Annotated in this window: 17 protein-coding genes; 6 read left to right on the top strand and 11 right to left on the bottom strand. The window is 39.6% G+C overall.

What is annotated here, in order from left to right:
* The first annotated feature begins 1 nt into the window (after position 1).
* Positions 2-349 (top strand): hypothetical protein, encoded by a 348-nt coding sequence (locus tag SJW71_RS10590; protein ID WP_407135865.1) that lies wholly within the window; start codon positions 2-4, stop codon positions 347-349.
* Positions 350-378: 29 nt separating this feature from the next.
* Here SJW71_RS10590 and SJW71_RS10585 read toward each other — a convergent pair whose 3' ends face one another.
* From SJW71_RS10585 to SJW71_RS10575, 3 genes are all read right to left on the bottom strand, one after another.
* Positions 379-1080 (bottom strand): SIR2 family NAD-dependent protein deacylase, encoded by a 702-nt coding sequence (locus SJW71_RS10585; protein WP_322610627.1) that lies wholly within the window; start codon positions 1078-1080, stop codon positions 379-381.
* A 105-nt stretch (positions 1081-1185) separates the two neighbouring features.
* Positions 1186-1785, bottom strand: coding sequence for a trimeric intracellular cation channel family protein (locus SJW71_RS10580; protein ID WP_429978919.1), 600 nt, complete (start codon positions 1783-1785; stop codon positions 1186-1188).
* Positions 1786-2031: 246 nt separating this feature from the next.
* The gene (locus tag SJW71_RS10575; RefSeq protein ID WP_274793417.1) at positions 2032-2958 is read right to left on the bottom strand and encodes a helix-turn-helix transcriptional regulator; all 927 of its coding nucleotides are present in this window, start codon (positions 2956-2958) and stop codon (positions 2032-2034) included.
* Between the two features lie 162 nt (positions 2959-3120).
* Between SJW71_RS10575 and modA the strand changes: the two genes are divergently transcribed.
* A complete protein-coding gene (gene modA / locus SJW71_RS10570; RefSeq protein ID WP_431812116.1) occupies positions 3121-3909 on the top strand; it encodes a molybdate ABC transporter substrate-binding protein in 789 nt (262 codons plus the stop codon).
* A gap of 2 nt (positions 3910-3911) precedes the next feature.
* Positions 3912-4568: a molybdate ABC transporter permease subunit gene (gene modB, locus SJW71_RS10565; RefSeq protein ID WP_431812115.1), complete on the top strand. Its 657-nt coding sequence runs from the start codon at positions 3912-3914 to the stop codon at positions 4566-4568.
* A 37-nt stretch (positions 4569-4605) separates the two neighbouring features.
* Here the strand turns inward: modB and moaD are convergent, their stop codons facing one another.
* Genes moaD through SJW71_RS10540 form a run of 5 tightly spaced genes read right to left on the bottom strand, consistent with a single transcriptional unit; the run spans position 4606 to position 8115 of the window.
* A complete protein-coding gene (moaD, locus tag SJW71_RS10560; RefSeq protein WP_274793420.1) occupies positions 4606-4839 on the bottom strand; it encodes a molybdopterin converting factor subunit 1 in 234 nt (77 codons plus the stop codon).
* Positions 4832-5311 (bottom strand): molybdenum cofactor biosynthesis protein MoaE, encoded by a 480-nt coding sequence (locus SJW71_RS10555; RefSeq protein WP_431812114.1) that lies wholly within the window; start codon positions 5309-5311, stop codon positions 4832-4834. Before SJW71_RS10555 ends, moaD begins: the two co-directional genes overlap by 8 nt.
* Positions 5308-5832, bottom strand: coding sequence for a molybdopterin-guanine dinucleotide biosynthesis protein B (mobB, locus tag SJW71_RS10550; protein WP_431812113.1), 525 nt, complete (start codon positions 5830-5832; stop codon positions 5308-5310). The genes SJW71_RS10555 and mobB overlap by 4 nt, the downstream gene beginning before the upstream one ends.
* Positions 5796-7085 carry a molybdopterin molybdotransferase MoeA gene (locus tag SJW71_RS10545; protein WP_431812112.1) on the bottom strand — a complete coding sequence of 430 codons (1290 nt, stop codon included), beginning with the start codon at positions 7083-7085 and terminating at the stop codon, positions 5796-5798. Before SJW71_RS10545 ends, mobB begins: the two co-directional genes overlap by 37 nt.
* A gap of 13 nt (positions 7086-7098) precedes the next feature.
* Complete coding sequence (locus SJW71_RS10540) at positions 7099-8115, bottom strand: thiazole biosynthesis adenylyltransferase ThiF (RefSeq protein ID WP_431812111.1); 1017 nt, start codon at positions 8113-8115, stop codon at positions 7099-7101.
* A gap of 108 nt (positions 8116-8223) precedes the next feature.
* Here SJW71_RS10540 and SJW71_RS10535 point away from each other — a divergent pair, with 108 nt between their 5' ends.
* From SJW71_RS10535 to moaC, 3 genes are read left to right on the top strand one after another with little or no spacing between them, the layout of a single operon-like run.
* Positions 8224-8718, top strand: coding sequence for a MogA/MoaB family molybdenum cofactor biosynthesis protein (locus SJW71_RS10535; protein ID WP_274793425.1), 495 nt, complete (start codon positions 8224-8226; stop codon positions 8716-8718).
* The gene (gene mobA / locus SJW71_RS10530) at positions 8715-9305 is read left to right on the top strand and encodes a molybdenum cofactor guanylyltransferase (protein WP_274793426.1); all 591 of its coding nucleotides are present in this window, start codon (positions 8715-8717) and stop codon (positions 9303-9305) included. The genes SJW71_RS10535 and mobA overlap by 4 nt, the downstream gene beginning before the upstream one ends.
* Positions 9298-9780 (top strand): cyclic pyranopterin monophosphate synthase MoaC, encoded by a 483-nt coding sequence (gene moaC / locus SJW71_RS10525; protein WP_431812110.1) that lies wholly within the window; start codon positions 9298-9300, stop codon positions 9778-9780. Before mobA ends, moaC begins: the two co-directional genes overlap by 8 nt.
* A gap of 46 nt (positions 9781-9826) precedes the next feature.
* Here the strand turns inward: moaC and moaA are convergent, their stop codons facing one another.
* The 3 genes from moaA to SJW71_RS10510 are packed head-to-tail and all read right to left on the bottom strand — an operon-like array spanning position 9827 to position 12022.
* On the bottom strand, positions 9827-10843 hold the full coding sequence (moaA, locus tag SJW71_RS10520; protein WP_431812109.1) for a GTP 3',8-cyclase MoaA: 1017 nt from the start codon (positions 10841-10843) through the stop codon (positions 9827-9829).
* Positions 10844-11662 carry a formate dehydrogenase accessory sulfurtransferase FdhD gene (gene fdhD, locus SJW71_RS10515; RefSeq protein ID WP_274793429.1) on the bottom strand — a complete coding sequence of 273 codons (819 nt, stop codon included), beginning with the start codon at positions 11660-11662 and terminating at the stop codon, positions 10844-10846.
* A 12-nt stretch (positions 11663-11674) separates the two neighbouring features.
* Positions 11675-12022, bottom strand: coding sequence for a DUF2294 domain-containing protein (locus SJW71_RS10510; protein WP_274793430.1), 348 nt, complete (start codon positions 12020-12022; stop codon positions 11675-11677).
* Positions 12023-12214: the final 192 nt, after the last annotated feature.

Here is a 12214-nt window from a genome sequence, read left to right as displayed (position 1 = left end):
TTTGACACAGCCATTAAATGAACTACTACAAGAACTTGAAGTTGAAATAGAACATACACTTTACGAACTGATCGATCTAGAATTAGAAGAAAATTATGCAGCTATGAATACGCGATTTGCCCAACTCCTTACTAAGGTCCAGGCAGCTCAGCTCATCGATTACAAGCTCGATGTTCTCGTGGAGCCTGAAGCTTTTGCAACTGAAACTTGTATTCTACTTCAAAGCTTACTAGAAGCAAAGGAAAGGCCAAATAAAAGGCATAGACTGCTAACACATCGGATGATTTTAAAAATATGGCTACGTAAAAATCAACGATTCACAAAGGAATTTTTACCGCAAATGTTTTAGGCGCCACTTGTTTTCGCAAGGGCGCCTTTTTACACTTCTAATTGTTGCAACACTTCTTTTATTTTCCCCTCTATTTTTAAATCGAATGGCGTTGCATGCTGCGACATATCTAAATTAATATAAACGGTTTTCCCACTTGTCATCATCGGCAGCTGGTTTACGGGGTATACCTCAAGGCTTGTTCCTATGACAAGGACAAGTTCAGCCTTTTTAATCGCCTCCATTGACGTGTGCCAGCTAATTTGCGGTAGACTTTCTCCAAATAGAACGACATTTGGACGAAGTTTGCCACCACAATGACTGCAACTAGCCTTGCTCAAGAAATGCTCCATGGAAGCCGCCTGCTGGCAACGGTGACAACGAATGGAACGTATCGAACCATGTAATTCCTCTACTTTTTGACTTCCTGCCAATTGATGAAAACCATCCACATTTTGAGTAGCCACTAATGAAACGATTCCCCTTTGTTCCCAATCCGCTAAAATTTGATGACCTTCGTGAGGTGCTGCTTTTTCTAAATTTTCAAGGCGCATTTTATAAAACTCATGAAATAAAGAATAATTTTCTGTCAATGCCTCAGTTGTCGCTACAGCTCGAGGATCAATATTTTTCCACCAGCCCGATGCTGAACGGAAATCTGGAATTCCACTTTCTGTTGACATGCCCGCTCCTGTTAAAATGACCGTGTTCGTTGATGTTTGCAGCCACTCACTTAAACGTTTTATTGTCATATTTTCATTCCCCCATTCATATTGAAAAAGTTATCTACTCCTACTTCGACAATTAGTCCATTTTTCCTGTGAATGTTGATTATTTTATCACCACTTCACATCATGCTAGTGAGATTGTTTAAAAGGATGCTCCCATTTTAATTTATTATTTACAGATAACATTCGAATGAGCACGATGGCAATAACGATTATCGACAACTCAAGAGGGCTGCTCCACCCTGCCCATATGCAAAGAGCACATAAAAAAGTCAATACGGCATGTATTTCTTCTCTTAATGCAAGTGGCGTTCGACCAGCTAATAAATCACGAATCATTCCTCCCCCCACACCAGTAAACATCGAAGCGATGATAATGATGCCTAGATCATGATTCAAGCTTTTTGCTAATAACCCTCCTTGTATAGCAAAAGAAGCAAGGCCAATCGAATCAAAGAAATATCCCCATCGGTTCCAGTGATGTATCCAATCCCTTTTGATAAATAAAAGGGTCGTTAGCGTGATGAGGACAACGAGTAAGGAATGACGCTCCCATATATCTGACACAGGTATATCAAGGACAACGTTGCGAATGATGGAACCGCCGTAAGAGGTTGTTAGACCAAGCACAAATATACCAATAAACGAATAGTTGGCCTGTAAAGCCACAAATGCTCCGCTAATCGCGTATGCAATAATACCAATGATGTGTAAAACTGACCAAGTCACATGTTTCAACTCCTATTTTTTAGCCTATATAAAAAGCCCACCATAAAATAGTTGCGCATATAAATCGCAAACTATTTTATGGCGGGCTAATATCTAAGCAGGTTTATCTACTAATTTATCCATCTCACCATGTATTATATAGAAATTGTGTTGACGTTGAGCATTGTAGGAATAACACAACGACCATACAATTTCCCAGTAAAATTGTAATCGATGTTGTAGGGAAACTCAAGGAAAAATTTTAGATTACAACGTTTCATACATGACTTGACCCATCTGTGAAATATCATAATCTCCTAATGCAGCCACTTCCGCCTGAAAATCTGGTGCAGTCAAAATTTCCTTCACTAGATCAATTAATGGTTGATTTTCAGGTGATTTGAATAACACAATGTCATAACGCTCTGTTACTACAGGTATAAAATCGACATTAATGAGCTTAGCCATTTTTTCAATTCCTATTCCAACATCTGCATGACCATTTGCTACAGCAGAGGCAACATCAAGATGACTCATTTCTTCGTTATGGTACCCCTCAATAGTGGATGGTGAGATGTGGTGAATTCGCAATTGTTCATCTAATAAAGTCCGAGCACCCGAGCCCTTCTCACGATTGATTAGCTTACACGCTGTAGTCTTAAAATCTTCAAATGATTGAAGTTGCAACGGATTTCCTTTTTGAACATAGAAACCTGCTCGACGTGAAATGACATTGAAAAGTATGAAAGGATGGCTCACAAAAATCTTTTTTACATAGGGTGTATTATAGTCTCCTGTATCACCATCAAACATATGTAAACTCGCAATATCACATTCTCCGTTATACAACGCCATGACACCATTAAAGCTACCTTCATGGGAACGTAATACTTTAATCGATTGTCTTTTCTCAATATATTTTGCTAATAAATCCAACACTAAATCCTGTCCACTAATAATAATTTTAGGATATTGTTTTGCTTGATTGCCTATCTTTGGCACGGGCACTTTTTGAGTTGTACCTGTTTTACGTTTTTGAATATAGGCTTGCAAGTCCATACGATCTACCCGCATTTGCCGGCCGACACGGAAAACGGGCAAATCTCCTTTTTTCACCAAATCATAAACTGTTAATTTTGAAACCTTTAATAATTGTGCGACTTCTTCAATCGTATAGGATTGTTCTTGTGACATGTAAAAGTTCTCCTCCTATAAGCCTCTTTTTACATGGTAACGTATTTATTGTCTGATGAACATCTTGAAGTTTTCTAGCAATCCTATCTTTCCTTTTTACTTATGTCTTATTATAATTGGTTATGTCTTGTTATAACGAGTTATAAAAGGAGTACCATCATCATGAGAAAATACTTTTATAGTTTCTTTGCAACAGTGTTTATACTAGGAGGTCTATTAGCTGGCTGTAGTAGCCAAGAAAATGAGGTCTCAGCAAATAAACCTGATGAATTAACAATTTCTGCGGCAGCTAGTTTACAGGATGCCTTAAAAGAACTTCAAACAATTTATGAAAAAGAACATGAATCCATCAAAATCCACTTTAACTTCGGTGGTTCAGGTGCACTGCAACAACAAATTTTACAGGGTGCTCCTGTAGATCTTTTCTTGTCAGCAGCAGAGGATAAATTCGATACCCTTGTAGAAGAAGGAATGATTGATCGACAGCAAGGAATCAATTTATTAGCAAACGAATTAGTATTAGTCGTTCCTAAACATAATGCGAAACAAATTCATTCCTTTGAAGATCTACAGCAAGCAGAGAAATTAGCGCTTGGTACACCCGAAACCGTACCTGCTGGGCAGTATGGTGTGGAAACATTAAAAAATATGCAGCTTTGGGATCTACTTGAATCGAAAGTGGTCTACACAAAAGATGTGCGGCAAGTCCTTACTTATACCGAAACAGAAAATGTGGATGCTGGAATCGTTTATCGAACAGATGCCCTTGTCTCCGATAAAGTCGATATCGCTGCCACTGCGGATCAGGGTATGCACGCGCCGATTATTTATCCTGTAGGTGTCCTAAAAGCTAGTAAGCATACTAACGAGGCGGAAAATTTTTATCAATTTTTACAGACGGATGAGGCCATAAGTGTCTTTAAAAAATATGGATTTAAAGGAGTCCAATAAAGATGAGCGTTGATTTTTGGTCTCCGCTCAAGCTTTCGATAGAGATTGCCTTTGTCGCAGGAATAATGGCGATAGTAGCAGGTATTCTAATGGGCAAATGGATGGCTACACGTCATTTTAAAGGTAAAGTAGTGCTTGAAACCTTGTTATTGCTGCCACTTGTTTTACCCCCTACTGTAGTAGGTTTCCTGCTTATTGTTTTGTTCGGAAAAAATAGTATGCTAGGCAATTTAATTGTGTGGCTTTTTGATCAGCCAGTCATGTTCACTTGGTGGGCAGCCGTCATTGCTTCTACAATCGTCGCTTTTCCATTAATGTATCAGTCCGCTAAAACTGGCTTTGCCTCTGTTGAAAAAGATATCGAAAACGCGGCACGTATGGATGGCGCAAATGAATGGCAGGTCTTTCTTTATGTGTCCATTCCCCTCGCATTAAAGTCACTAGTATCTGGTGGAATTTTAAGTTTTACAAGAGCTTTGGGTGAGTTTGGAGCAACTCTAATGTTTGCGGGAAATATTCCAGGGAAGACACAAACAACCCCACTTGCAATTTATATGGCGCTTGATTCAGGGAACATGACACTTGCCTGGACATGGGTTTTGTGTATGGTTGCCATTTCTTTTATTATGCTTCTTAGCATTCATCTCCTGAAAGTATAAAAGAGGTAGTTGGTTACAACCAACTACCTCTTTTCAGTCACCCCCCACTGATTGGTGGTATAAAAGCGATCGTGTCACCCGAGTTGATAATCGTTGTATCTGTCGCAAATTCCTCGTTAATGGCTGTCATCATTTGTTGTAATGATAGCTCCGGATACTGCTGTTCCATCCACTCTTTCAATTGAGCAACCGACACATCTGAGAGCTCTACCGTGAGCTTCGATTTCCCAACTACTTCCTGTAAGTGAGCAAATAATAAAATATTAATCACACTTTTCCTCCTCCTGAATGGCAGGTTTTCCTTGCGGATAAGGGACATTTTCTAATTGATCGCCAATCCATTCAGTCCCGTCCTCCCAATGTTCTTTTTTCCATATCGGCACAATTTGCTTTATGCGGTCAATCGCATATTCATTCGCCCTATAGGCCACTTTACGATGTGGTGATGAAACAGCAATGACTACAGCGATATCCGAAATAGCTAAATGACCTACACGATGGGTGATGGCCACTTTCACTTCTGACCATTGTTCTTGTATTTCCTTTGCAATCTGTTCAAACATTTTAATTGCCATAGCAGGATAGGCTTGATACTCTAAATGCAATGTTTTTTTACCATTCGTCATTTCACGCACGGTGCCAATGAAAAGTGTAATAGCCCCAGTATTTCGACTAAGTACTTTTTGTCTTACTTCCTCTACATCAATAGGTTTATCAATAATTTCAAATAATGCTGACGTCATGATGGTTTCCTCATTTCCTTCCATAAAAACTTCATATAATGTGCTTCTTCATGAATTGAAAAGGCTGGAATAGCTAGTGACGAATCAAGTGGATAGCTTGGCCAATAGAGCACACAAATAATATTAGAAACTTGTTGTAGTAAAGCTTCATCCTGTGCTGTTCGTAAGAGCACGATCTTCGGATAATGTTCTTTTTTATAGCCTTCAATTAGAATGACATCCAGTGGAAAGGATGCATACATTTCTAGTATTTCAGCCAGATGCCAATGATTTTGGTGAATACTCATCCGTAAAGTACCTGCTCCCGCAACTGCCGTGACATCTGCTCCCGCATTCTCATGACGACCACTATCCTTCGAAGCATCTACGTGTGGTACTCCACCATGTCCATGATGCTTAATGGTCCCTACTCGTAATCCTGCTGCTGTAGCTTGCTTGATCAGTTGCTCCATTAATGTCGTCTTTCCACTATTTTGATAGCCAACTATCTGTAGGATTTTTCGATTTTGTCCCAAGGCCACTCACTTCCTTGTTTATCTTCTAACAATAGGACTGCTACTGACATCCCTTTTTCATAGCCGCGTGAGCCACCAGGTAAAACGATAAAAGCATTGGCTGTCGCTAAAGATGACACCGCACTTGATTTATCAAACCCAGATGGGACAGCAACTAACTGACCTTTTTCATAGTAGGCACTCGCTCGTACGAAGCGTGTAAATGGATTAGGCTTTGTAAAATCTGCTCCTAAAATCGCTTGCTCTCGACGTAAATGTGGTTGTTGATTGCCACATGCAGTACGAATAATTGGGCGTACAAATAGCTCAAAGCCTACATAGCAAGCTGAAGGATTACCAGAAAGTCCAAATAGTAATTGTCCCCTGCGAGCCGCTACCGTTGTCACACTACCTGGGCGCATTGCTATTTTATTAAACAATACCTTTGCATCGATCGCTTCATAAATGGCTGGTAAGTAATCATAATCACCTACAGAAACGCCACCCGTTGTAATGAGAACATCGACTTCCTGTAAGGCTTTTTCCACATGCTCAATACATAAATTGAGATCATCGCTTAATTTGCCGAAATATTTTACTTCTGCGCCAGCACGTTCAATTTGAGCCATCATCATATACGCATTACTATTTCGAATTTTACCAGGCTGTAAAGGTTCACCTGGCTCTAGTAATTCGCTACCAGTAGCAATCACACCAATGACAGGTCTACGATAAACAGGCACTTGCTCATAACCAAAAGTAGCGAGTAAGGCCATGACTCCTGGGTTAATATATTGCCCTCGTTCAATGAGGATGGCACCTTGCTGCACATCTTCTCCCTTGTAGGATATATTGGTACCCGCCTCAAATGACCGTTTAATTGACATATACTTTTGGTCATTTTCCTCAAACGTATACGTTAATTCCAGCATCACAACTACATCACACCCTTGTGGTATAGGCGCACCTGTCATAATACGGACAGCTTGTCGTTCGCCAACAACCTCGTCATAGACATAGCCTGCTCCAATTTCCCCAACGACCTGAAAACGGACTGGTTGCTGCGAGGAAGCTTCTCGGCTATCAATAGAACGAATAGCATATCCATCATAAGGGGAACGATCGAAGGCAGGTACATCATGGTCAGCTCGAATAGCTTCTGCTATAAAACGTCCATGAACGTGCGTTAATGGCACAAGCTCCTTTTTTGCTTGAAAGGCATAATCCATTACACGATGAACAGCTTCTGCCACAGGAATTGGTTGTCTTTTTTCTACCATTCGGTACACTCCTTTAACCTAATAAACGATAGTAAATGCTTTTAGCTTTTTGTATATCTTGTATTCCATGTATAACGACACGACCATCTTGAAAAATAACGATTCGATAATCCTCGGCTTGACATGATAGCAAGTAAGGATTTTTTTGAATTTCACCGTAGGGACGAAGCTGGTTGGCTAGCTGCTCCAACTGATAATAAATCGGCTTCGGAGGTCGTATTTGTACTGCATCTCGTCCACAAAGAATCTCTAATTTCGTTTGATTTCCATAGGATAAATAAGGATAGATTGGTTTGCTACCACAAGAGGGACAATCCTCCTGCCTTATTTTTTCCACATTGATTTCATAATGTTGATTTTGCCAAACATCAAATGTTAAATAGCTTTTTCGTAAGGCCTTTTCATCACCAACGAGTAGCTTTAAAACCTCTGCTACTTGATAGGAAGCAACGATCTGAACTGTTGGACTAATAATTCCTACCGTATCACACGTCATTCCTGTATGGGGCATAACCTTTAACAAGCAATGCAAACAAGGTGTTGTACCTGGTACAATCGTATAGGTCGCACCATAGCTACCAACACAAGAGCCATACACCCATGGAATTCGATGCTTTTGTGCAAGATCATTCATCACAAAGCGGACATCAAAATTATCTGTTGCATCAACCATGACATCGACACCTACTAATAATGGCAGAAGTGACTCTGTACAAGCATCCATTATGGCGACATGAATATCTACCTCTTTGTTGATACTTTGGAGCCTTGTTTTGGCAGCAATCACTTTCGGTAATTTTTCCTGTGCATCTTGTTCTGTATATAATTGCTGTCTTTGTAAATTACTCCATTCTACATAATCACGATCAATGAGCGTCAGCTTACCAACACCAGCACGGACAAGAGCTTCTGCACTAGCACTTCCCAATGCACCCGCACCTATAATGAGGACATGTTTTTGCTGGATGGACTGCTGCCCTGCTTGTCCGATAGAATTAAATAATTGTTGTCTAGAATATCTATTTTGCATAACAATGGGGCCTTTCTTTCTATGAATTTTCGTTTGACCTTTTGCTTTATAGCATTATAATAAAAGCAATGTTTTTCAGTAAAACACGAATGAAGGAGGTCTTTTACTGTGCATCCCACACATCACCAGCAACCCATTCAAGTTGCAATTTTAACCGTTAGTGACACACGCACAAAGGCAGATGATCATGCAGGTCAGCGTATTCAATCCTTGCTTCAAGAAGCTACATTTGAAGTAAGAGACTATCAACTAACAAAGGATGAACCACAGGATATCGCCATGCATGTGAAGAATTGGTGCAGTGATCCGACAATCAATACCGTTATTGTCACAGGTGGAACAGGATTTACACCAAGAGACCAAACCTATGACACCATTCTGCCGCTTTTTGAAAAGGAAATGATGGGATTTGGTGAATTGTTTCGAACACTTAGTTTTGAAGAAATTGGTCCAAAAGCAATGTTTAGTCGGGCAACAGCTGGTAGCCGTCAGCAAACAGCTATCTATGTATTACCCGGTTCCACCAATGCAGTGACACTAGCTATGACAAAGCTTATTGTTCCAACAGTCCAACATTTTGTCGGTGAGTTGAATCGCTTATGAAAATAGCAGGTGTTGTGTTAGCTGGCGGGCTATCCTCTCGCTACGGTCAGCCTAAAATGTTTGAACTGTTTGCTGGGCAGCCTTTATATAAACATAGTCTCATAGCCTTACAAAAAAATCAGCTAGATCCTCTCATCATTGCTACGAACGCACACCTACAACAGATGTTTGAGCAGGAAGATGTCCAATGGGTTATCGAAGAGCAGCCACATCAAGGACCTCTTTTTGCCCTGCACCATTTAATGAAAGCCAATCCTGATGTAGAATGGTTCTTTGTTGTAGCGAGCGATATGCCTTATATGAATGCAGATTTTATTGAGAAAATGCTTAGTAAAATTAATGACGAATATGATGCTATTGTTCCTAGACAAGCCCAACGCGATCAACCATTAGCTGCATTATATCGGCGCACCGCTTTACCAAAGGCGCAACAGTTAACGGAGCAAAACAAACGCAGTATGAAAGTGCTGTTAGAGCAAGTTCGTGTTTGCTATGTCCCTTTTGAGGACAATTGCCTAACATTTATCAATATCAATGCCCAACAAGATTGGTCACAAACTAGTAAAAAGGAGTCTAACAATGAATAATTTCACACACTGGAACGAGGAAGGTCGTCCCAAAATGGTCGATATATCAGCAAAAGAAGTCACAACACGTATAGCCATTGCTCGCAGTACGATTACTTTATCTGATGCCGTCTATGAAGCCATTCAACAAGGTGGCATTAAAAAAGGTGATCCGACACAAGTTGCTCAAATTGCAGGGATTATGGGTGCAAAAAAAACGGCCGATATCATTCCTATGTGCCATCCCATCATGCTTCAAGGCACAGATCTCCAATTTGACTATGAAAAAGCAGAACATGGCTATGAGCTCCATATTCAAGCTACTGTTAAATGTAGCGGGAAAACAGGTGTTGAAATGGAAGCCCTTACTGCTGTGTCAATTGCTGCATTAACTTTCTATGATATGTGTAAAGCCGTTGATAAAACAATGGTCATTAAAGAAACCTACCTTGTTGAAAAAACAGGTGGAAAAAGTGGCACTTTTGTGCATAAATAAACAGAAAAATTCGGCATCATTTTGCCGATTTTTTCTGTTTTATGCTCTACCCTCCTATATGAGACATTTCGATTTTTGCATGTTTCCTCTTTGCCATTGTTTGTTCATTGCGTTCATCAGAATAGCGATCATTTCTTTTTGTCCAAACAGTTGTAATACAGTCCATAATGGCCGCATCATTTTGCCCTGAACGCAATAAATCTCTTAAATCTGTACCTTCTGTAGCAAATAAACAAGTATATAATGTTCCTTCTGCAGAGAGACGCGCACGAGAACATGTGGAACAGAAGGAATCCGTCACAGATGAGATGACACCAATTTCCCCCTGTGCGTCTTGATACTGATAACGCATTGCTACTTCCCCTTTGTAATTTGGAGCAACTGGCTGTATCGGAGAAAACGAATGAATTTGCTCAATGATGTCTTTTTTAGATACTACATCATCTAATCGCCAACCATTCGAATTACCTACGTCCATATATTCAATAAAGCGTAGAATATGCTGTTTTTCTTTAAAAAATTGAGCCATTGTGACAATATCTTGATCATTCTTGCCTTTTTGAACAACCATATTTATCTTTACTTGTAAACCCGCTTCTGCTGCCTTTTCAATTCCCTCTAACACCGTTAATACCTTTCCTCGATGACCATTCATCTCGAAAAAACGTTCATCATTGAGTGAATCTAAACTAATTGAAACTCGGGATAATCCTGCCTTTGCCAGTGGCTGGGCATATTTTTTTAATAATGAACCATTTGTTGTTAAGGCAATATCTTCTACACCGTCTATGTGGTTAATTCGTGCGATTAATTCGGGTAAATCCCGTCTGAGCAGTGGCTCTCCACCTGTAATACGTATCTTTTTAACGCCTAACGACACAAAAATTTTTACTAAACGTTCAATCTCGTCAAAATTTAATATTTTATCAGACGGTAAAAATGCGTAATCTGGACCAAACACTTCTGCTGGCATACAATAGCGACAGCGAAAATTACAGCGATCTGTCACGGATATTCTTAAATCTCTTAACGGTCTGTGAAGTTGGTCTTGTAGATCCGTCATCTAATCTCCTTCTTTCAGTGCATTCTGAGTTGGTAATAGGATGCGTTGTGGATGTGTATAAATATTCAATGAATCCTGGCGAATAAAGCCCACTGTTGTAATACCTAGCTGTTCGGCCAATTGCAAGGCTAATTCTGTTGGTGCTGATTTAGATAAAACGATTTCACAGCCAATTTTGGATACTTTCAAAAGAATCTCCGACGATATTCGCCCACTAAAGACGATAACCTTATCTTGCATACGAATATGATGGCGAAGACAATAGCCGTAAATTTTATCTAAAGCATTATGTCGTCCAATATCCATACGGGTTAAAACGATGCCATGGACATCACAAAGTGCGGCATTATGCACACCACCTGTTTTCTTAAAAATATCAGCCCCATCCTGCATCGCATGCATTAAACGGAAGCAATCCTCTGTTGTTATTTGCACATGAACGTCTTCCATTTTTTTCGCTACTAATGCATCATTGGTAAACACAAAGCCCTGTCGACTCATACCACAGCAAGAGGTAATATAACGTTTGTTTTGCGTCTGCTGATAATAGGGATTGACATGCTTAGTTTTTATATGGACAAAGCCTTCCTTCTCTTGATGCCAAATTTCCTCAATATCCTCATAGCTACGAATAACTCGCTCCGAAGCTAAATAACCGATGACCATATCTTCCACATACTCTGGTGTACACACCATCGTAACAAATTCTTGCTGATTAATTTTTACTGTAACAGCGTATTCTGAGACAATCAAATCATCTATTTCTTTTACTTGCTGCCCTTCCACACGGACAATTTTTCGTGTTACCGCTCGATCCATCAGGCATTCCCCCTACTCACTGATGTTCTTTTCAAAAACAAAGACGGAAATCGCAAAATCCTCTTCGATTTTTATATCTGAAAATAAGTGAAGCAATTTACTGCCCATCAATTCTTCCATTCCCTCTGGCGGTGATTGCGTATATAAATCTTGAATCATACTTGTTCTTGCAGCATGTACCATTTTTAACCCTTCAGGTGTACTGGCAATGAATTTTTCTGTTGGGGTAATATTTCCATACAAAGTAGATACAGCCATATTTTCAACAAAAACGGTATGGATACGCTCTGGTCCTTTACCGAATAATTCCTTACGCAACTTTCGAATCATGTCATTAAATTCATGTACTTTTTTAGACATAGCAATGATTCTCCTATCGTATTTTAACTTTTTTTAGTAAATTGAGATGAGGGTCACCCTTACAGTTTGTTAATGATATAGCAACATGAAAAAAAATAAAAGAGAAAATATTTCTTGATAACAATTCTCATTTAATAAATTTTATGATAAATATTGTTCATTTTGAAGGAAAGGGCTATAATCATTTATATC

It is taken from the genome of Lysinibacillus sp. FW12 (assembly GCF_050817245.1).
GTDB classification, from domain to species: Bacteria; Bacillota; Bacilli; order Bacillales_A; family Planococcaceae; genus Lysinibacillus; species Lysinibacillus irui.
This window is presented reverse-complemented; position numbering and strand designations above follow the sequence as displayed.